This window comes from Heyndrickxia camelliae (genome assembly GCF_002844575.1).
Lineage (GTDB): Bacteria > Bacillota > Bacilli > Bacillales > Bacillaceae_C > Margalitia > Margalitia camelliae.
Genome location: NZ_PIQO01000018.1, coordinates 75,881 through 96,185, shown reverse-complemented (window position 1 = coordinate 96,185; position 20,305 = coordinate 75,881). Strand labels below are relative to the sequence as shown.

At 35.7% G+C, this 20,305-nt stretch carries 21 protein-coding genes; 17 read left to right on the top strand and 4 right to left on the bottom strand.

Annotated features, from left to right (window positions below; translation table 11 throughout):
* Positions 1-101 precede the first annotated feature (101 nt).
* Positions 102-1,241 carry a DNA polymerase III subunit beta gene (gene dnaN, locus CWO92_RS19230; protein ID WP_101355833.1) on the bottom strand — a complete coding sequence of 380 codons (1,140 nt, stop codon included), beginning with the start codon at positions 1,239-1,241 and terminating at the stop codon, positions 102-104.
* A 176-nt stretch (positions 1,242-1,417) separates the two neighbouring features.
* Positions 1,418-2,764, bottom strand: coding sequence for a chromosomal replication initiator protein DnaA (gene dnaA, locus CWO92_RS19225; RefSeq protein ID WP_101355832.1), 1,347 nt, complete (start codon positions 2,762-2,764; stop codon positions 1,418-1,420).
* A 597-nt stretch (positions 2,765-3,361) separates the two neighbouring features.
* Here dnaA and rpmH point away from each other — a divergent pair.
* The 11 genes from rpmH (at position 3,362) to CWO92_RS19170 (ending at position 13,767) form a co-directional block, all read left to right on the top strand.
* The gene (gene rpmH / locus CWO92_RS19220; RefSeq protein ID WP_055741635.1) at positions 3,362-3,496 is read left to right on the top strand and encodes a 50S ribosomal protein L34; all 135 of its coding nucleotides are present in this window, start codon (positions 3,362-3,364) and stop codon (positions 3,494-3,496) included.
* Between the two features lie 290 nt (positions 3,497-3,786).
* On the top strand, positions 3,787-4,146 hold the full coding sequence (gene rnpA, locus CWO92_RS19215; RefSeq protein ID WP_101355831.1) for a ribonuclease P protein component: 360 nt from the start codon (positions 3,787-3,789) through the stop codon (positions 4,144-4,146).
* 15 nt (positions 4,147-4,161) lie between these two features.
* A complete protein-coding gene (spoIIIJ, locus tag CWO92_RS19210; RefSeq protein WP_101355830.1) occupies positions 4,162-4,938 on the top strand; it encodes a YidC family membrane integrase SpoIIIJ in 777 nt (258 codons plus the stop codon).
* Entirely contained in the window at positions 4,935-5,552 is a 618-nt protein-coding gene (gene jag, locus CWO92_RS19205) for an RNA-binding cell elongation regulator Jag/EloR (RefSeq protein WP_101355829.1), read from the top strand. Before spoIIIJ ends, jag begins: the two co-directional genes overlap by 4 nt.
* A 413-nt stretch (positions 5,553-5,965) precedes the next feature.
* Positions 5,966-7,351, top strand: a complete 1,386-nt coding sequence (gene mnmE, locus CWO92_RS19200) for a tRNA uridine-5-carboxymethylaminomethyl(34) synthesis GTPase MnmE (protein WP_101355828.1) — start codon at positions 5,966-5,968, stop codon at positions 7,349-7,351.
* Positions 7,352-7,381: 30 nt separating this feature from the next.
* The gene (gene mnmG / locus CWO92_RS19195; protein WP_101355827.1) at positions 7,382-9,280 is read left to right on the top strand and encodes a tRNA uridine-5-carboxymethylaminomethyl(34) synthesis enzyme MnmG; all 1,899 of its coding nucleotides are present in this window, start codon (positions 7,382-7,384) and stop codon (positions 9,278-9,280) included.
* Between the two features lie 14 nt (positions 9,281-9,294).
* Positions 9,295-10,011 carry a 16S rRNA (guanine(527)-N(7))-methyltransferase RsmG gene (gene rsmG, locus CWO92_RS19190; protein ID WP_101355826.1) on the top strand — a complete coding sequence of 239 codons (717 nt, stop codon included), beginning with the start codon at positions 9,295-9,297 and terminating at the stop codon, positions 10,009-10,011.
* A 184-nt stretch (positions 10,012-10,195) separates the two neighbouring features.
* The gene (gene noc, locus CWO92_RS19185) at positions 10,196-11,062 is read left to right on the top strand and encodes a nucleoid occlusion protein (RefSeq protein ID WP_101355825.1); all 867 of its coding nucleotides are present in this window, start codon (positions 10,196-10,198) and stop codon (positions 11,060-11,062) included.
* Positions 11,063-11,300: 238 nt separating this feature from the next.
* Positions 11,301-12,062 (top strand): ParA family protein, encoded by a 762-nt coding sequence (locus tag CWO92_RS19180; RefSeq protein ID WP_101355824.1) that lies wholly within the window; start codon positions 11,301-11,303, stop codon positions 12,060-12,062.
* The gene (locus tag CWO92_RS19175) at positions 12,055-12,918 is read left to right on the top strand and encodes a ParB/RepB/Spo0J family partition protein (RefSeq protein WP_101355823.1); all 864 of its coding nucleotides are present in this window, start codon (positions 12,055-12,057) and stop codon (positions 12,916-12,918) included. The genes CWO92_RS19180 and CWO92_RS19175 overlap by 8 nt, the downstream gene beginning before the upstream one ends.
* 135 nt (positions 12,919-13,053) lie before the next feature.
* Positions 13,054-13,767 carry a DUF554 domain-containing protein gene (locus CWO92_RS19170; RefSeq protein WP_101355822.1) on the top strand — a complete coding sequence of 238 codons (714 nt, stop codon included), beginning with the start codon at positions 13,054-13,056 and terminating at the stop codon, positions 13,765-13,767.
* A 22-nt stretch (positions 13,768-13,789) separates the two neighbouring features.
* Here CWO92_RS19170 and CWO92_RS19165 read toward each other — a convergent pair whose 3' ends face one another.
* Positions 13,790-14,569, bottom strand: coding sequence for an alpha/beta hydrolase (locus CWO92_RS19165; RefSeq protein WP_101355821.1), 780 nt, complete (start codon positions 14,567-14,569; stop codon positions 13,790-13,792).
* Between the two features lie 160 nt (positions 14,570-14,729).
* A complete protein-coding gene (gene yyaC / locus CWO92_RS19160; protein WP_101355820.1) occupies positions 14,730-15,353 on the bottom strand; it encodes a spore protease YyaC in 624 nt (207 codons plus the stop codon).
* Between the two features lie 261 nt (positions 15,354-15,614).
* Here yyaC and CWO92_RS19155 point away from each other — a divergent pair, with 261 nt between their 5' ends.
* The 6 genes from CWO92_RS19155 (at position 15,615) to rpsR (ending at position 19,526) form a co-directional block, all read left to right on the top strand.
* Positions 15,615-16,514 carry a mechanosensitive ion channel family protein gene (locus CWO92_RS19155; RefSeq protein WP_101355819.1) on the top strand — a complete coding sequence of 300 codons (900 nt, stop codon included), beginning with the start codon at positions 15,615-15,617 and terminating at the stop codon, positions 16,512-16,514.
* Positions 16,515-16,517: 3 nt separating this feature from the next.
* A complete protein-coding gene (locus CWO92_RS19150; RefSeq protein ID WP_101355818.1) occupies positions 16,518-16,715 on the top strand; it encodes a DUF951 domain-containing protein in 198 nt (65 codons plus the stop codon).
* A 323-nt stretch (positions 16,716-17,038) separates the two neighbouring features.
* Positions 17,039-18,139: a redox-regulated ATPase YchF gene (gene ychF, locus CWO92_RS19145; protein ID WP_101355817.1), complete on the top strand. Its 1,101-nt coding sequence runs from the start codon at positions 17,039-17,041 to the stop codon at positions 18,137-18,139.
* A gap of 269 nt (positions 18,140-18,408) precedes the next feature.
* Positions 18,409-18,696 (top strand): 30S ribosomal protein S6, encoded by a 288-nt coding sequence (gene rpsF / locus CWO92_RS19140; RefSeq protein WP_101355816.1) that lies wholly within the window; start codon positions 18,409-18,411, stop codon positions 18,694-18,696.
* A gap of 68 nt (positions 18,697-18,764) precedes the next feature.
* Positions 18,765-19,265, top strand: a complete 501-nt coding sequence (gene ssb, locus CWO92_RS19135; RefSeq protein WP_101355815.1) for a single-stranded DNA-binding protein — start codon at positions 18,765-18,767, stop codon at positions 19,263-19,265.
* 21 nt (positions 19,266-19,286) lie between these two features.
* Entirely contained in the window at positions 19,287-19,526 is a 240-nt protein-coding gene (gene rpsR, locus CWO92_RS19130; RefSeq protein ID WP_055741618.1) for a 30S ribosomal protein S18, read from the top strand.
* The last annotated feature ends 779 nt before the right edge of the window (positions 19,527-20,305 follow it).

The window sequence follows — 20,305 nt, the reverse complement described above, 5'->3', positions numbered from 1 at the left end:
AACCTTAGATGGTACAGAAACTGTATCGAAAGAGGGACAATGTTATTGGTTGTCTAAACAAGAAAATCGGTGATCTAAATGTCACCGATTCACCCTTTAATTTAATACGTTCTTACAGGAAGGATAAGTTGAATAATAGATTCGTCATTCATCGGATGAATGATAAATGGACGCATGGCACCCGTAAAGTTAATTTTAATTTCTAGTCCTTCTAATGCTTTGAGTGCATCCATCATATATTTAGCACTAAAGGAAATTTTCAAATCTTCTCCTTCTATGGAATGACTTTGAACTTGTTCCTCAACTTTACCTACTTCAGGTGTATTGGATGAAATTTCAATAACTCCTGAGGAAAGTGTCGACAGCTTAACTACATTTGGATTTCGGCCTTCCCTAGCTAGTAAAGAGGCACGGTCAATTGCCTGTAAAAATTCTTTGGTGTTAATAATTAATTCTGTCTTACTTTCAGATGGAATTAATCGGGATGTATCTGGATAATTCCCTTCTAATAGCCGAGAAAAGAATAACAGATGCTTTGCTTTAAATAAAATTTGATTTTGTGTGATTACAATTTCAACTGGTTCATTATTGTCATCTAAAATCTTACTTAATTCATTTAAACTTTTCCCAGGTATAACAATATTGTATTGTAATTCACCTGTCGTTTCTACTTCAGCAGTTCGTTTTGCTAACCGATGGCTGTCTGTTGCAATACAGGAAAGTTTATTATTTTCCAGCTGCCAGTTTACACCTGTCAAGATTGGACGTGTTTCGGAAGCAGATACTGCAAAAACCGTTTGACGGATAACATTTTTTAATATATCAGTTGGGATTCTAATAATATTTTCTTCAGAAATCTGCGGCAAGTGAGGATATTCCTCTGGATCCAAACCATTTAGATTAAATTCAGCTTTACCTGATCGAATAACTGTTTGAAACTGATTGACTACCTCCATCTCAACAGTATCCATTGGTAGTTTTTTTACAATTTCTCCAAAAAACTTAGCTTGCAGAACAATTCCACCTGTGGAATGGATCTCTACTAATTCAGCTCCATCTTCTTCTGTAGGAATAAAAGATTCAATTGATACATCTGAATCACTACCTGTTAAAGTTACACCGTCATTAGATGCAACAATTTTTATTCCTGTCAGAATAGGAATGGTAGTTCTAGTACTAATTGCCTTCATAACGTCTTGTACACTTTGGATCAGACGATCACGTTGAATTGAAAATTTCATGACTTGAGCCCCCGCTTATATTAATAATATTCTTTTTTAAAATCGTAGTAATAGTAATAGGGGATGTGGATTTGTGGATAACTCGAAAAGTGCAAAGGAAATACAGTCTATCCACATGTGGATAGACTGTGTATATAGTAGGTAATGTTATTCACAATATCCCCTAAAAAAGTAAATCAGCTTTTTAAGATATTACATATTTCATCAATTTTCTTTTGCAGTTGTCCATCAGTTTGAATCATCTTTGCAATTTTTTCGTGAGCATGGATTACAGTTGTATGATCTCGGCCACCAAATTCTTCTCCAATTTTAGGTAGAGAAAAATCTGTCAGTTCTCTAGCTAAATACATAGCAATTTGCCTCGGAAATGCCACAGATTGTGTTCGTTTTTTCGCTTTGAAATCTTCCAGCTTAACATTATACTCTTCCCCAACTTTTTTCTGGATATCAAGTATAGTTATTACCTTAGGTTTAGAGCTAGGAATGATATCTTTTAATGCTTCAGCAGCTAAATCTGCGTTGATATCTTTATTTATTAAGGAGGAATATGCGACAACGCGAATTAAAGCACCCTCAAGCTCCCTAATATTAGAATCAATTTGATTAGCAATATATAGCATTACTTCATTTGGTATATCAAGTCCATCCGCTTTAGCCTTTTTTCGAAGGATGGCAATCCTTGTTTCTAAGTCAGGCGGTGTAATATCTGTAATTAGTCCCCATTCAAATCGTGACCTTAAGCGATCTTCGAGCGTCGGTATTTCTTTAGGCGGTCTATCACTCGATATGACAATTTGCTTGCTTTCTTCATGTAAGGCATTAAAGGTATGGAAAAATTCTTCTTGAGTTGATTCTTTTCCAGCTAAAAATTGAATATCATCTATTAATAGGATATCGACGTTTCGATATTTATTGCGGAAATACTCCGCTTTATTATCGCGAATAGAATTAATAAATTCATTTGTAAATTTTTCAGAGGAAAGATAAACAACTTTTGCTGTCGGATTATGTTCAATCACATAATGCCCGATAGCATGCATTAAATGGGTTTTGCCTAATCCTACACCACCATAAATAAAAAATGGATTGTATGCTTTAGCCGGAGCCTCTGCCACAGCCAAAGAGGCAGCATGAGCAAAACGGTTCCCGGATCCTATAACAAAGGTGTCAAAAGTATACTTTGGATTCAGCATATTTTGGTTTGATTCGACCGGTTCTTCGCTTATTAATTTCTTTTGCTTAGAAACGGGAATCTGAAAATCTTGATCCTCTTGGTTTTGAGGAATAATAAATTTCACAAAAAGCTCTTCACCAGTAATATCGTAAAGAACTCCTGAAATTAACGGTACATATCTACCTTCAAGCCAATCCCTAGCAAAATCATTTGGTACGGAGACAATAAAAGTATCACCCTTTAATGAATGGGCCTTCGTTGATTTTAACCAGGTTTCAAAACTGGGCTTACTGATCTTTTTTTCAATAATCGATAATGCTTTATTCCAAAGATCAGTTATATTTTCCAACACCATACCCTCCCTTAGCCTTTATTTTTGTTATTACAATGCTTGTATTGCTTGTCTGTATGAAAATCTACTTTTCTTCTATTCTATTGTGTAACATTGTTTCGTTCGAAAATAATAGATTAATAATTATTCAACTATATTCATTGTGGAAAAACATATAATAAGGAAAGAAAAACAGATTTCGACATTATTCACTGTTTGTGGACAAGTTTATTCAAGCGTTGTATATAAACTATCCACAAGTTATTCACATCTGTGGATAAATGTATTTTAGAAAAAGATGTATTCAGAGTGAAAACACATTTATCATATCAAATAATCATTGACGGTGCAATGATATTTATAAATTATCCACAACACCCAGTCTATGTGGAAAAAAATTATTAACAGGAAAATAATTTGTTCAAAACATGTCAATAAATGTTGTGGATAAGAAAATTTGTCGAAAATTTTATCCACAATACGTATTCGCATGGAAAAGGAACGATAAAATTTGGTAATGGAATCACCAGTTGACAATTACTGTACATCATCTTTATAATTGAAAGGACTGTCTTTTACTGAAATAATTGTTATCCTCGAAGGAGGTGTCATAGAATGAAAAGAACTTATCAACCAAATGCACGTAAAAGAAGCAAAGTTCACGGATTCCGTGCACGAATGAGCTCAAAAAATGGACGTAAAGTCTTAGCTAGCCGTCGTCGTAAAGGAAGAAAAGTATTATCAGCTTAAGACCACTGAAACGTCTCAGTGGTTTTTTTTTAAATAAAAATGAAAAGTGGAAGTGCCTTGCTCATCGACATACAAACTGTAGGCCTTTGACTGAGATTTAGGAAACACAGTGTGTAGTTCACGATCTGTAGAAAATTGAACTACCTTTTTCTCTGGGTATAATTAGGCGTAATTTGCCTGATGGTGCCTTATCTTAGGGAGGATACTGTAGTTTGCTAGTCGATAGGTACTGAAGCTAGACAAAATAGAAAAGCCGGAAGTGGAATTTGCTTGAAGAGCAGGTGATAAAGATGAACAAAGCGCATCGTATTAAGAAAAACATAGAATTTCAATATGTGTTTAAAAATGGAAAGTCATTTGCAAATAGGCAATTTGTTATTTACATATTAAAGAAGGAAAATCAAAAAAACTTCCGAATAGGTTTATCTGTAAGCAAAAAAATAGGCAAGGCAGTAAAACGAGTTGAAATAAAGAGATATATTCGCCAAGCATTCCACGAGATGTACCCCTACATAGAGAGCGAATATGATTATGTGATCATCGCTAGGAAACCAGCGGCCGAAATGAATTTTCATGAAGTAAAAAAAAGCTTAGAACATGTACTAAAAATAGCAAAGGCAATTAAAGGAGATTATTTTAAGAAAAAGTAGGGGGGAACTATAGGATTGAAGAAGAAAATATTCCTAGCAGCTTTATTAATAGCGTTGATTACGGTTTTATCAGGATGTACAGAATTTAACAAGGATATTACTCCAGAGAGTAAGGGAGTCTGGAATGAGTATATTGTATATCCATTATCACTATTAATTATTAAAGTAGCTCATTTATTTGGCAATAGTTTTGGGTTATCTATTATTGTTGTCACTATACTGATTCGTTTGGTTATTTTACCTTTAATGATTAAGCAAACGAAAAGCTCTAAGGCAATGCAGGTTCTTCAACCAGAATTACAGGAATTACGAAAAAAATATAGTTCAAAGGATGCCAAAACACAACAACAGCTACAGCAAGAAACAATGCAGCTTTTTCAAAAATACCAGGTTAACCCATTAGCTGGATGTCTTCCTTTGGTAATCCAAATGCCTATTTTATACGGATTCTATCATGCTATTAATCGTACTCCTGACATCAGAGACTCGTCTTTCCTTTGGTTTGATTTAGGGGCTAATGATTATATTTTAGCTATTGTAGCAGGTGTTACTACGTTTATTCAGCAAAAAGTCATGATGGCCGGACCGCAAAATCAAAATCCTCAAATGGCAGTAATGCTATGGGTAATGCCTATCATGATTATTGTAATAGCTTGGAATCTTCCTTCGGCATTACCGTTATATTGGATTGTCGGGAATATTTTCATGATCATCCAAACCTATTTTATTAAAGGTCCTGAGATGAAAAAGGAAGTAGCTACAATTGCGAAATCGGGGGGAGCTAAAAGGTGAAAGAAGTTACTGCTACAGGACAAAGTGTCGAGGAAGCAGTCGAGTCAGCTCTTAGGGAATTAAACACAACAAAAGATCGCATTCATGTCCGTGTCATTGATGAAGGAAAAAAGGGATTGTTTGGATTATTTGGTGCAAAGCCGGCTACTGTTCATGTTCAATTAAAGCCGGATCCTATTGAAGAGGCAAAAAATTATTTACTTAATATTACAAAGGAATTGGGCATTTATCCTAAAATCGATGTCGTACAAAATGGTCGATTAGTGGAAATTAAATTATCGGGAGAAAAAATGGGATTGCTTATTGGAAAAAGAGGGCAAACATTGAATTCTCTACAGTATTTAACTCAGCTTGTTTCCAATCGACATACTAATCAACATTTTACGATTACATTGAATGTGGAAGATTACCGTGAAAGGCGTGAACAGGCACTTCAACAGTTAGCGCAAAAGCTAACACATAAAGTGCTGCGCACAAAAAGCCCAATAAAATTAGAACCAATGCCATCTTTTGAAAGGAAAATTATCCATAGCTATTTAGCAAACAATGATCAAATTGAAACCTATTCAGAAGGTGTTGAGCCAAATCGATATTTGGTAATATCTCCAAAATAATAAGCTCTGTGCTGCTAGACCAGCATGGAGTTTTTTTTTGCGCAGAAAAAGCGAAGTTCCATAATCTTGTACTTGTTCCCATAAGAAGTGGTCATGATCAAGGCATGCACTTTTTGGATGGGTAGCCCCAGCGTCTATCGTCTAGTATATTTCTCTCTCTAGCCTATCATAAGTTACATGATGTAAATTTCACCAGCTTGTGAATGATCTCACTGTGTTTCTATTATCTCAGACGTAGACTACGAAATCCGTACGTCGATGACCAAGACTCTTACGCTTTTCAATTTAGATTTATTGTTATTCACATGTGGATAAGTTAAAATAGAAATCACTGAATTCTTTTTTGTGGATAAGTAGGACTGTGTTCCATTTAAAATATATGGATAAAAATTTTTGAAATGAGGTGAAGGTCAATGGAGCTTGATACGATTGCTGCAATATCGACTCCTATGGGCGAAGGAGCCATTGCAATTGTTCGGCTAAGCGGTGAGGATGCAATCATAATTGCCGATAAAGTATTTAAAGGTGTTGGCGGTAAAAAGCTGAAGGATGTTCCATCTCACACCATCCATTATGGCCACATAATAGATTCCAAAACAGAGGAAGTAATTGAAGAAGTAATGGTCAGTGTGATGCGAGCGCCTAAAACCTTTACTAGGGAAAACGTCGTTGAAATAAATTGCCATGGAGGCCTTGTATCTGTCAATCGAGTATTACAGTTAGTTTTATACTCTGGGGCAAGGCTTGCAGAACCAGGGGAATTTACCAAAAGGGCCTTTCTAAATGGACGGATTGATTTATCACAGGCCGAAGCAGTAATGGATTTAATTAGAGCAAAAACGGATCGGGCAATGAATGTAGCGATTGGCCAAATGGAAGGCCGATTATCAAGGCTTATAAAGACTCTGCGTCAAGAAATATTAGAAGTAGTTGCCCATGTGGAAGTCAATATCGACTATCCGGAGTATGATGATGTAGAAGAAATGACTCACAAAATGTTAAAGGAAAAGGCATATTACATCAGGGATGAGTTAAAAAAATTACTACAAACATCTCATCAGGGGAAAATATTGCGAGAAGGTCTTTCTACTGTTATTATTGGTAGGCCAAATGTAGGGAAATCATCATTATTAAATAGTTTTGTTCAGGAAAACAAAGCAATTGTAACGGATATTCCCGGGACTACACGTGATGTGATTGAAGAATATGTAAATGTTCGCGGTGTGCCGTTAAGACTAGTGGATACTGCTGGAATTCGTGAAACGGAAGATATTGTAGAGCGAATCGGTGTCGAACGTTCAAGAAAAGTATTAAAAGAAGCCGACTTAATTCTTTTGGTCCTTAATTATGCAGACGAATTAACAAAAGAGGATGAGCAGCTCTTTGAAGCCGTTGAAGGTATGGACGTCATTGTCATTATTAATAAGACAGACTTAGAGCAAAAGATCAATATGGAGAAGGTAAAAGAACTGGCAAAGAATCATAGGATTGTCACTACATCTCTATTAGAAGATAAGGGTGTAGGTGAATTAGAGGAAGCAATTGCTGCAATGTATTTTCAAGGATCCATTGAAGCCCAGGATATGACCTATGTATCTAACAGTCGCCATATTGCTTTAATCAGCCAAGCATTACAAGCAATTGAAGAAGTAATGAATGGAATTGAAGTAGGAACTCCAATTGATATTATTCAAATAGATTTAACACGGACTTGGGATTTACTTGGTGAGATAATTGGGGATAGTGTTCAAGACGGCTTAATTAATCAGCTTTTTTCACAATTTTGTTTAGGAAAATAAGGATGGATGATGTAAGGAGGGAAATCCATTATGCAACAATATGAAGCAGGACAATTTGATGTAATAGTTGTAGGTGCTGGACATGCGGGCTGTGAAGCTGGATTAGCATCTGCACGAATAGGTGCAAAAACATTAATGATTACCATTAACCTTGACATGGTTGCCTATATGCCATGTAACCCATCCATAGGAGGACCTGCCAAAGGTGTGGTGGTAAGGGAAATTGACGCATTGGGCGGAGAAATGGGTAGAAATATTGATAAAACCTACATTCAAATGAGGATGTTAAATACAGGTAAGGGTCCTGCCGTCCAAGCATTACGTGCTCAAGCGGATAAGCACCAATATCAGCATGAAATGAAAAAAACATTGGAAAATCAACCAAATCTAACGTTAATACAAGGAATGGTAGAAGAGCTAGTAGTAGAAGATGGTGTTTGTAAAGGTGTCATTACCAAAACTGGTGCTATATATCGTGCAAATACTGTTGTTCTCACAACAGGAACTTTCTTACGCGGCGAAATCATTATAGGTGATCTTAAATATTCCAGTGGTCCAAACAATCAGCAACCATCCATAAAATTATCAGAAAACCTTGAAAGCCTTGGGTTTGATCTAGTTCGTTTTAAAACGGGAACGCCTCCAAGGGTTAATAGCCACACGATTGACTATAGTAAAACGGAAATCCAGCCTGGTGATGAGGAACGGCGAGCGTTCAGCTATGAGACGACTAAATATATAACAGACCAATTACCTTGTTGGTTAACGTATACAAATGAACATACCCATCAAATAATCGATGCAAATCTTCATCGTTCACCGATGTTTTCCGGCATGGTAAAAGGAACAGGCGCGCGTTATTGCCCATCTATTGAAGATAAAGTGGTTCGTTTTAGTGATAAACCAAGGCATCAAATTTTCTTAGAACCAGAAGGTCGAAATACAGAAGAAGTATATGTACAAGGTTTATCTACGAGTTTGCCTGAAGAAGTTCAACATGAAATGTTGAAAACTGTCCCTGGCCTTGAGAATGCCCAAATGATGAGAGCGGGATATGCGATTGAATATGATGCAGTTACCCCGTCTCAATTATGGCCAACATTAGAAACAAAGGCTGTACAGAATCTGTTTACAGCTGGTCAGATTAACGGAACATCAGGTTATGAAGAAGCAGCAGGACAAGGTATAATGGCTGGAATTAATGCTGCAAGAAAGGCATTAGGAAAAGAAGGTATTATACTAAGCAGATCTGATGCTTATATTGGGGTATTATTAGATGACTTGGTAACAAAAGGGACTAATGAACCGTATCGATTGTTAACATCAAGAGCAGAGTATCGTTTATTATTGCGCCATGACAATGCGGACTTACGATTAACGGAAATTGGATATCAGATAGGGTTAATTTCCGAGGAAAGATATCAAAAATTCTTGGCGAAAAAAGAAGCTATAGAAGAAGAAAAAGAACGCCTCCGCTCCATTATTATTAAACCTAATGAGCAAACACAAAGCCTTATTCGTGAAGTGGGGGGCAGTGAATTAAAGGATGGCATTCGGGCATCAGATTTATTAAAGCGCCCTGAAATGAATTATCAGCATATAAAAATGCTAGTTCCTACTGAGAAAGAATTATCAAAAGAAGTTGAGGAACAAGTTGAAATTCAAATCAAGTATGAAGGTTATATTGATAAATCATTGCAACAGGTGGAACGCTTGAAGAAATTGGAAGATAAGAAAATACCGGAGAATATTGATTATAACGATATTAATGGTATTGCAACGGAAGCGCGACAAAAGCTGAATAAAATACGTCCAATCTCTATTGCACAAGCATCTAGAATATCTGGGGTAAATCCATCTGATATATCCATCCTTCTGGTTTATATCGAGCATGGCAAAATTGCAAAAGTTTCAGGAGACAATGAATAAGGAATGATTCTTATATGAATGTGGAGCAATTTGTTCAAAAGTTAGAGGATAAGGGAATAATCCTATCCTCTAAACAACTGCAACAATTTGAACGTTATTTTGAGTTACTAGTGGAATGGAACGAAAAAATGAATTTAACCGCGATTACGGAAAAGGAAGATGTATATTTAAAGCATTTCTTTGATTCCATATCTGCTGCCTTTTTTGTAAATCTAAATCGGCCAATCCATCTATGTGATGTAGGTGCTGGCGCGGGATTTCCCAGTATTCCATTAAAAATTTGCTTTCCCGACTTAAAGGTTTCAATCGTAGATTCTTTACAGAAGCGGATTACATTTTTAAATAATCTCGCTAAGGAATTAGAGCTGGATCAGACCTCTTTTTATCATGATAGGGCTGAAACTTTCGCAAAAAATAAACATCATCGGGAAAAGTATGACATGGTAACCGCACGAGCTGTTGCAAGAATGTCTGTCCTAAGTGAATTATGTTTGCCTCTAGTTAAGGTTGGGGGCACATTTGTAGCTATGAAAGCTGCAAATGCAAAAGAGGAGTTAGAAAAAGCACAAAAGGGAATTAAAATTCTTGGCGGAACTGTACAAGAGGTTCATTCCTTCACTTTGCCTTTAGAAGAAAGTGAGCGGAATATTATTATCGTAAAAAAAGATAAATCGACACCAACAAAGTATCCGCGTAAACCAGGAACACCTAATAAGCTCCCTTTGGAATAAAATTTTCTTCACTTGTTTATAGAGAAAAAAGTGTAAATAGCAAAAAACTGTTGCATTGACTTTAATTTAATCAATGATTCGTATTATGTAGGAAAAACACGAAAAATATCCCACGAAAATGCAGGAACTTGTCTTATAATAGAGAATAAGTAGGTAGGGAGTTTCTTAAAGGTGGTGTAGGAAAATGAAGCATCCTTTTTCTCGTTTTTTTGGTGTGGGCGAAAAGGAAAAAGAGTTAGAGATAGAATTCGAGACGGAATTAGAAAATGACAAAGAGGAAGTTCGAAAAATTCCTATCTCTAATATTGTTCCTAATCGATTTCAGCCAAGGACGATATTTAACGAGGAAAAAATTCAAGAACTAGCGCGTACCATACATACCCATGGAATTATTCAGCCGATTGTAGTACGTGAATACGAACCTGGGCAATATGAAATTATTGCTGGCGAACGTAGATTCAGAGCAATCCAATTGCTTGAATGGGATACTGTTCCAGCAATAGTGAAAAATTTAAATGATACCGAAACTGCTTCTGTTGCATTAATAGAAAACTTACAGCGAGAAGAACTTTCACCGATTGAAGAAGCAATTGCATATGGTAAACTTTTGGATTTACATAATTTAACACAGGAAGCATTAGCACAAAGGCTAGGAAAAGGACAATCGACCGTAGCGAATAAGCTTCGTCTATTAAAGCTTCCGCAAGAAATTCAAGATGCATTATTACAGAAATCAATTACAGAGAGACATGCTAGAGCACTTATTCCTTTAAAAGATCCAGAAATGCAAATACGTGTATTAAATGATATAATTTCCAAAAATTTAAATGTAAAGCAAACAGAGGAAGCGGTTGTAAGACTGCTAAATAAACCAGAGAAAAAGCCAAGGCCAAAAAGACAAGCTTTCAGTAAAGATATGAGGATTGCTGTAAATACCATTCGACAATCATTATCAATGGTAACAGACAATGGAATAAATCTTGATTCTGAAGAAGAGGATTTTGATGAATTCTATCAAATAACCATTAGGATTCCTAAAAGTAAAAAATAATTTATCAGTTTAGTAGAAGCTTAAGTTTTAAGTTTCTCTTTTTTTTTTCTCTTTTAAGTTTTAAACCAATAAAAGCCTCATCATAAGGGGGTTACTAGATACTATACCTTAGTCCGAATATAAAATATTCCATTTGGAAATATATTTTTTTCACGAAAGTCGAACTATTATAAGAAATTTTGTTAAAATAGATAATATGATTGTAATTTAATAGGAAGTTGAAGGTAGGTGACATCCGTTGGGCAAAATTATTTCAGTTGCCAACCAAAAAGGTGGCGTTGGTAAGACGACTACCTCTGTCAACCTTGGTGCCTGCTTAGCATATATCGGGAAAAAAGTATTACTTGTAGATACAGATCCACAAGGAAATGCAACGAGCGGTGCAGGTATTGATAAGGGTGATGTCCAGCAATGTATTTATGATGTTCTTGTGGACGATATTGAAATAAAAGATGTTATAAAGCCAACTGAAGTGGAGGGACTTTTTTCTGTGCCTGCAACGATTCAATTGGCTGGTGCGGAAATTGAATTAGTTCCGACTATTTCAAGAGAAGTTCGCTTGAAACGTGCCTTAGCAGAGGTAAAGGATGAATATGATTTCATTATTATTGATTGCCCTCCATCATTAGGTCTATTAACTATAAACGCTTTAACAGCTTCAGATACAGTTTTGATTCCTGTTCAATGTGAATATTATGCGCTTGAAGGTTTAAGTCAGCTTTTAAGTACCGTACGTCTTGTACAAAAGCATTTAAATCACGATTTAATGATTGAAGGTGTGCTTCTGACAATGTTAGATGCCAGAACCAATTTGGGACTTCAAGTAATTGAAGAGGTAAAAAAATATTTTCAAGATAAGGTATACCGGACAATCATACCGCGTAATGTTCGTTTAAGTGAAGCACCGAGCCATGGGGAACCGATTATAGTGTATGATCCAAAATCAAGGGGAGCAGAAGTCTACTTAGATTTGGCAAAGGAAGTGGCGATGAATGGCTAAAGGACTTGGAAAAGGAATTAATGCATTATTTGCGAATGTCAATGTCGAAAATGATGATGCTGTTCAAGAAGTAAAAATAAGAGAACTTAGGCCAAATCCCTATCAACCTCGAAAAATATTTCAGCCAGAGGCTATTGAAGAATTAAAGGAATCCATCCTTCAACATGGGATTTTACAACCAATTATTGTACGTAAAAGCATTAAGGGCTATGAAATTGTTGTAGGGGAAAGACGTTATCGTGCAGCCAAAGAGGCAAAATTAGATAAAGTTCCAGTGGTAGTTCGAGATTTGGACGAACAGCAAATGATGGAACTTGCTGTTTTAGAAAACTTGCAGCGGGAGGATTTAACTCCAATTGAAGAAGCGACTGCGTACCAAACACTAATGGATCGTCTGAACCTAACACAAGAGCAATTGGCAAAACGTCTTGGTAAAAGCAGACCCCATATAGCAAATCACTTAAGACTATTAGTTCTCCCTAAGAAGATTCAAGACCTCATATCAAATGGTGATATTTCGATGGGACACGGTCGGGCACTACTTGGGTTAAAGAAAAAGGACAAGCTACAAGCTGTAGTAGATGAAGTGATAAAAAACGGTTTAAATGTCCGCCAATTAGAAAAGTTGGTTCAACAGTTGAATGAAAAGGTTTCACGTGAAACGAAGAAACCAAAAGTAGAGAAAAATATTTTTATACAGGAACAAGAAACATTTTTAAGGGAAAGATTCGGTACAACGGTAACCATTAAACAATCTAAGAAAAAAGGAAAAATTGAAATTGAATTTTTCTCACAGGAAGATTTACAAAGGATTTTAGAGTTACTAGAAAACCCAGAGGAGAAGGAAACCATCTAATCGATGGTTTCTTTCTATATCAAAGGCTCTTTTTCTTAATCCTTCCTCTTAAGAGAGACTGACACGAAGCGGTTTAAAAGTAATAACAAAAAGGCAAATTTATTTATAAGCAGTGATATGGAAAAGGGTGAGGGTATGGTTTTATTAGGAACCATTGTAAATGGGATTTGCATTATCATTGGATCCTTCCTAGGAAAGTTATTACATAGAATCCCAGAAAAACTAAAGGGAACCGTTATGCATGCAATAGGTTTAGCGGTAATGGTATTAGGTTTGCAAATGGGGTTTAAGAGCGGCAACTTTTTAATCGTTATTTTAAGTCTGGTATTTGGTGCGGTTATAGGCGAAGTCATGGCACTGGAGGATAAATTAAATCAATTGGGAAAATGGTTGGAAAAGAAAATAGGTTCCAGTAATCAAGGTAGTATTGCAGAGGGATTTGTAACAGCAACTTTAATATTTGTTATTGGCGCAATGGCTATTATTGGTGCATTAGACAGCGGAATTCGCGGAGATCATAATGTTCTGTATACAAAGGCAATTATTGATGGTTTTACTGCACTTATTCTTACTACTACACTGGGAATTGGTGTTGTTTTTTCCGTTATTCCAGTAGTTTTATATGAAGGAATTATTGCCCTTTTTGCTACCCAAATAGATCATTTTGTTCCAAAGGAAATCATGAACGCATTTATTAAAGAGATGACAGCCACCGGTGGAATTATGATTTGTGCTATCGGTTTGAATATCATCGGTATTACAAAAATTCGGGTGGCAAATTTATTGCCTGGTATTATCGTTGTAGCAATTATTGTAACTATCATCCATTTTTATCATTTGGTTTTTTAAAGGGGAGAATTCGCTCCCCTTTTTAATTTGATTTTTTTAACGGAAGCCATTCTAAAACATCTTGAATAGTAGTATCCCAGTAACCCCACTCATGTTCACCGGGTCCAAAATTGACAGTAATTTTGTAGTTCACTTTTTCGCAGAGTTCTTTAAAACGGATATTATCCTCATATAAAAAGTCTTCTGTTCCACAAGCCTGATATATTAATGGTTTTTCCTTGAGTTTACTTACACTTTTTATTAAGAAAAATAAATCATTCTTTGTACCGGATATGTCTTCAGTACCAAAAATTAGGGGGAAAAGACCATCTTCAGGAGATGAGGTTTTTATTCTTTTCACAATATCGGTGACACCAGATAAACTAGCAGCTGCGCAAAATTGTTCCGGGTAATTCAAAGCCCATTTTAATGCTCCATATCCACCCATGGATAGTCCTGCAACAAAATTATCTTCTCTTGCATCAGATAATGGAAAAAAAGATCTAGCAATAGATGGAATTTCTTCTGTTAAAAAGGTCCAATATTTATTTCCATATTTCATATCGGTGTAAAAACTATGATGGACTTGCGGCATTACCACAGCTAATCCTAGTGGGGCAACGTATCTTTCTATGGAAGTTCTTCTTGTCCAAATGGTATCGTCGTCACTTAGGCCATGAAGTAAGTAAAGGGTTTGAAGCTTTTCTCTCCCTCTATTATTTTCCATTCCAATCTGTGTAGTAGTTTGTTGGGGTAAAATAACAGTCATTGAAGTGCTTAAATTTAATACTTCTGAATAAAATTGGCATTGAATTAGAGCCACTAGAATCCACCTTTCCGAAAATATTGTTTTAAATATTTTAATATTTTCGAAGATGCTTTTCTATTTATTTGTTAGATTTTTTAAGTAAAGTGTGAACTTCCTCTATATAAATAGAAAAAGAAGGTAGATTATTGTATAACCTATCTTCTTCCTTTCAAATTTAAATAGTATTTTCTTGACCCTCACTCCATTTTAGTTTCAGCAAAGAATGTTGATATCGATAGGAAAGTCCAGCTCTGTATATTCCGTCTGCAATGGTTTTGGCCATGTTTACAACTAAATGCAAGCGGGTATTTTGTAATACAAAAAACTCCATGAATCCACTAACATTCACTATGCCGGTAATATGCATGTTTCCAACAGATGGTAATTCCTTCTTAACACCAGCCCCAGGTTTAACAGGTCCATCTCCAATTTGTATCATTCCAACACTTTTTAGTTTTCCTAGACATGCATCGATACCGATAATAAAAGGGTGTTCATATGTACTTTTTATTGCTTGAAGTTTTTCCTCTAAATTTACAGCGTGTATGGGATCTTCGAGTGTCCCATATATATGAAAAGGAGACTTTCCCTTTTCTTTAAGAAAAGTTCCAATAAGTGGACCTAATGAATCTCCAGTTGAACGGTCAGTTCCAATACAAACAATAATAATTGGTATTTCTATTTCTTCAGGTAGCATGGATAATAAATGCCTCGCAACTGTGCCCTTGGCAGTAATATCATCATATGGAATTTTAACTTCTTCTATTTTACGATCAAAAAGGCCTTTGCCAATATTCATACTGTCCACCCCTTGTTAATGGTATTAACAGTATACGGAGGAATGTATTTTTCTATACATAGAGTATGGAAAGTTTGGAAAAATAATATATTTACATGTTAATGGCGTAATTGATGTATTTTTAGTTTTAATTGGTAAAAAGTTTTAATTTTATATTGGAATAATAAACAGAGGATACAAGTAAGTTGCTTTCATACAAAAATAAAAAAAATCTTGATAAAATAATATTACTTGGAGAGGGAAAAGGAGGTATAAGCCCACTTGAGTTATCTTGAGAAAATAGTAAACAGTGCAATTGCTAAATTGCTTGACGAAGATTTATGGGTCAACATTGGAGAAATTATATTAAAAATTATTGTTGTTCTTGTGATAGCTTCGATTGTTATTAAAATTGGGAGAGCGGCAATTCGAAATATTTTTAGAGTACGATCAAAATCACCGCTTCGTATTTCAGAAAGAAGAGAAAATACTTTACAGAAACTACTTGAAAATATTATTACTTATGTAGTCTATTTTGTAGCTTTAATAACTATTCTTTCGTTATTAACTATTGATGTCAAGGGGTTATTGGCTGGAGCAGGAATCGTAGGACTTGCGGTTGGTTTTGGCGCACAAAGTCTGGTTCGCGATATTATTTCGGGTTTTTTTATTATTTTTGAGGACCAGTTTTCCGTAGGAGACTATGTAGGGATTGGAAAATATGTTGGAACTGTTGAAGAAATAGGGCTGCGCACAACGAAGATTAAAAGTTGGACAGGGGAACTGCATATCTTACCTAATGGAAGAATTACCGAGGTTACAAATTACTCCATACACAATAGTTTAGCGGTAGTAGATATAAATATACCTTATGATGGAAATATAGAAAAGGCTGAAAAAGTTATAGAGGAATTATTGCCAAATATGTCAAATAAATATGAGGAAATAGTTAGTCTACCAGAATTATTAGGTGTTCAACAACTAGGAACTTCCGATATAATGTTAAGAGTGGTTGCAGAAACCAAGCCAATGTATCATTGGTATATCGCAAGAATGCTGCGAAAGGAAATTAAGCTGGCTTTAGATGCTAATGGAATTAAAGCACCTTTTCCGAAGCTTGTAATGTATTCTCGAAATGAAGATGCTGATCTTTATAATCATCGGGTTCATAGGGGGGAATAAATCATGGAGCAAAAAGAATTTGGGCTAAATGATATTGTTGAAATGAAAAAGCAGCACCCGTGTGGAACAAATCGTTGGAAGGTCATTCGTATGGGGATGGACATTCGTATAAAATGTGAAGGATGCGGTCATAGTGTTATGATTCCCCGTAAAGAATTCACTAGAAAAATGAAGAAGATTTTAGTAAAGCATGAAGAATAGATTCATGCTTTTTTATTATTTTTGGAAGGTACAAATTGTAAATCTACACCTCAGTTAATTTTAGAAAATAGTCTACATCTAGCTACAGCGCCTATCAGCTAGTGGATCTCTCCATCTCATCCCTACGATAAGTCAATATTGATTCGCCTCTCGTTGTGTCTCCTTTATCTCAAGCCCGTGACCAAGAAATCCATATGCTGGTGTGCAAGGCGCTTGCGCATTTGTTATATTATCCATATAATTGTGAAAGGTTTATTTTTCGCAAAAGATAAGAGGAATGGAATTTTGAATTAATAAATAGATTTTTAGAGGAGTGACCAAGAATGGCGCTTACAGCGGGTATTGTAGGATTGCCGAATGTCGGAAAGTCTACATTATTTAATGCAATAACAAAAGCTGGGGCAGAATCTGCAAACTATCCATTTTGTACGATTGATCCTAATGTGGGAATTGTTGAGGTTCCAGATGAACGTTTAAATAAATTAACAGAACTTGTTCAACCGAAAAAAACTGTGCCAACGGCTTTTGAATTTACGGATATTGCCGGGATTGTAAAAGGAGCAAGCAAAGGAGAAGGGTTAGGAAATAAATTTCTTTCCCATATTCGCCAAGTGGATGCAATTTGTCATGTAGTACGTTGTTTTGCTGATGGTAATATTACACATGTGTCTGGAAAAGTGGATCCAATTGATGATATTACAACCATTAATCTTGAATTGGTTCTTGCTGACCTTGAGTCAGTAGAAAAAAGAATCGGCAGAGTAGAAAAGCTGGCAAAGCAAAAAGATAAAGACGCAGTGGCAGAATATGAGGTCCTAGTAAAATTAAAAGAGGCTTTTGAGGCTGATAAACCAGCACGTTCGGTTGAATTTACAGAAGAACAAGCAAAGCTCGTTAAAGGATTACATCTATTAACAAGTAAGCCTGTTTTATATGTTGCGAATGTTGGGGAAGATGAAGTGGCTGACCCGACGAATAATGAATATGTTCAAAAGGTAAGGGAATTTGCTAAAGAAGAAAATGCGGAAGTAATTGTTATTTGTGCCAAAATAGAAGAGGAAATAGCTGAACTTGAGGATGACGAAAAAGCAATGTTTTTAGCAGAACTTGGAATTAAAGAATCAGGTTTGGATCAATTAATTAAGGCTGCCTACAGCTTGCTAGGACTTGCTACTTATTTTACGGCAGGTGTACAAGAAGTTCGGGCATGGACTTTCAAAAAGGGAATGAAGGCACCGCAATGTGCTGGAATTATTCATTCTGATTTTGAAAAGGGATTTATCCGTGCAGAAACAGTTTCCTACGATGATTTAATGGCAGCAGGATCGATGACTGCCGCAAAAGAGGCAGGAAGAGTTCGTCTTGAAGGAAAAGAATACCTCGTACAAGATGGAGATATTATGCATTTTAGATTCAACGTTTAATAGAAAAGGCAGAGCGCGTGCACTGCCTTTTTCTATTTATAAGTGAAAAAGTATTAAACAAAATTTAAAAATAAATTTACAAGAACATATGTTTGTGTTAATGTAAACATACATATAATGCTAATGGTAAGACTGAAGTTAGAACAATCATTGCAATTAGGTGATTGTTATGGTATACTTTGTACTTGTGAGTAATGAACGTTTAAATACATTGCTCCTTGCCCTTATAATAAAAAGGGCCGCATAGTCCATAAGGAGGTGACAGAAAGATGAAAAAGTACGAAATTATGTACATTATCCGTCCAAATATTGAGGATGAGGCTAAAAAAGCTTTAGTTGAGCGTTTTGATAACGTATTAACAACTCAAGGTGCGGAAATCATCGAATCTAAAGACTGGGGCAAGCGCCGTCTTGCATATGAAATTGAGGACTTCCGTGACGGTTTATACCGTTTAGTGAAAGTTAACTCAAACCCAGAAGCGGTTCAAGAATTTGACCGTCTTGCAAAGATTAGCGGAGATATTATCCGTCACATCATCGTTAAAGAAGAAGAATAATTTGTGTTTATATAAAATGACATTTGGTTTCACGTGAAATATAAGCTTATGGGAAGGGGTTGATTCTGATGATGAACCGCGTAGTTTTAGTAGGTCGATTAACAAAGGACCCTGATTTGCGATATACTCCAAGTGGGGTAGCTGTTGCCACATTTACACTTGCTGTAAATCGTACTTTTACGAATCAGCAGGGTGAAAGGGAAGCAGATTTTATTAATTGTGTAGTTTGGAGAAAACCAGCAGAGAACGTAGCTAACTTTTTGAAAAAGGGTAGTTTAGCAGGCGTTGACGGTCGTTTACAAACTCGTAATTATGAAGGACAAGATGGCAAACGCGTATATGTCACAGAAGTGGTGGCAGAAAGTGTTCAATTCTTAGAGCCTAGAAATGCCTCACCTGAACGTGGCGGCAATAATGATTTTTATGGCGGTGGCCAAAGAAATCAGGGCAATCCATTTGGCAATAATCAGAATCAACAGCGCAACCAAGGCTATACTCGCGTGGATGAAGATCCATTTTCTAATGATGGTCAACCGATTGACATCTCAGATGATGATCTTCCATTCTAATAAGAAAAGGAGGGAAATAACATGGCAGCAGGTGGACGCAGAGGCGGACGTAAACGCCGTAAAGTTTGCTATTTCACAGCAAATGGAATTACACACATCGATTATAAAGATGTAGATTTACTTAAAAAATTCATCTCTGAACGTGGAAAGATTCTTCCTCGTCGTGTAACTGGTACAAGCGCAAAATACCAACGTAAATTAACGATTGCTATTAAACGTGCTCGTACAATGGCATTATTACCATATGTTTCTGGTGAATAATTTTGAATCAAAGGACACTCCATTCATTTGAGTGTCCTTTTTTATGTGGAAATCTATATTATACCAATAGTAATAAGTTTTAATTGCCTAACACCTATAAATCATCCAAACATTCGGGTCATCGTAAATACCAAAATCCTGCTTTAATACAAATTGAATAGGTTGCAATACTCCTTTATTATATGCATTCCACTCTCAGGGAAATTTTATATTTGTCTACTCTCCCATTCCTTAATGGATTCCTTCACAATTATGGCTTTACGAATTGGTTTTATAATTTTTGCTCCTAATCTCCAACGAGTTCTAATCCGAGGGTCAAATTGTTCCTCATTCCCATTTTACCAGTACATGTAATGGACTAATAATATTAACGGATAGTTCTCCATAAATCTATGGCGAATGGATACAATTTATATTTTCCAATCTATTTCCTTGCGGTTATTGGGCTAATATAAGAGGTATGTATCCTGGCTACTAATTATATTTTCTTGCTCTCTTCAGCTCCATACAGATTTTTATTATTATGTATTTCAATTGGGTTTGCGAGTCCCTTCTTTCACCAATATATAACTTAAATAAAATATGGAAATTAATTTTTCCCCATTTTAATTTAATTTTAATTTAATTTTAATTTTCCCCTGCTATATTAAATCATGTAAGGACAATAAATAGCAGTAGGTTCATAGGTAACCTTTTCTTTTACCCCCTTTTTATCGGTACCCTGTTCATTGCAGGGTACTTTTTTATTTGTAATTAATTATACACAGTTAAGAGTAAGT

Excerpts from the sequence above, each read along its gene's own strand:
- dnaN (WP_101355833.1), bottom strand. The coding sequence starts at position 1,241 with ATGAAATTTTCAATTCAACGTGATCGTCTGATCCAAAGTGTACAAGAC.
- rpmH (WP_055741635.1), top strand. The coding sequence starts at position 3,362 with ATGAAAAGAACTTATCAACCAAATGCACGTAAAAGAAGCAAAGTTCAC.
- rnpA (WP_101355831.1), top strand. The coding sequence starts at position 3,787 with ATGAACAAAGCGCATCGTATTAAGAAAAACATAGAATTTCAATATGTG.
- mnmE (WP_101355828.1), top strand. The coding sequence starts at position 5,966 with ATGGAGCTTGATACGATTGCTGCAATATCGACTCCTATGGGCGAAGGA.
- mnmG (WP_101355827.1), top strand. The coding sequence starts at position 7,382 with ATGCAACAATATGAAGCAGGACAATTTGATGTAATAGTTGTAGGTGCT.
- rsmG (WP_101355826.1), top strand. The coding sequence starts at position 9,295 with ATGAATGTGGAGCAATTTGTTCAAAAGTTAGAGGATAAGGGAATAATC.
- noc (WP_101355825.1), top strand. The coding sequence starts at position 10,196 with ATGAAGCATCCTTTTTCTCGTTTTTTTGGTGTGGGCGAAAAGGAAAAA.
- CWO92_RS19175 (WP_101355823.1), top strand. The coding sequence starts at position 12,055 with ATGGCTAAAGGACTTGGAAAAGGAATTAATGCATTATTTGCGAATGTC.
- CWO92_RS19170 (WP_101355822.1), top strand. The coding sequence starts at position 13,054 with ATGGTTTTATTAGGAACCATTGTAAATGGGATTTGCATTATCATTGGA.
- yyaC (WP_101355820.1), bottom strand. The coding sequence starts at position 15,353 with ATGAATATTGGCAAAGGCCTTTTTGATCGTAAAATAGAAGAAGTTAAA.
- CWO92_RS19150 (WP_101355818.1), top strand. The coding sequence starts at position 16,518 with ATGGAGCAAAAAGAATTTGGGCTAAATGATATTGTTGAAATGAAAAAG.
- ychF (WP_101355817.1), top strand. The coding sequence starts at position 17,039 with ATGGCGCTTACAGCGGGTATTGTAGGATTGCCGAATGTCGGAAAGTCT.
- rpsF (WP_101355816.1), top strand. The coding sequence starts at position 18,409 with ATGAAAAAGTACGAAATTATGTACATTATCCGTCCAAATATTGAGGAT.
- ssb (WP_101355815.1), top strand. The coding sequence starts at position 18,765 with ATGATGAACCGCGTAGTTTTAGTAGGTCGATTAACAAAGGACCCTGAT.
- rpsR (WP_055741618.1), top strand. The coding sequence starts at position 19,287 with ATGGCAGCAGGTGGACGCAGAGGCGGACGTAAACGCCGTAAAGTTTGC.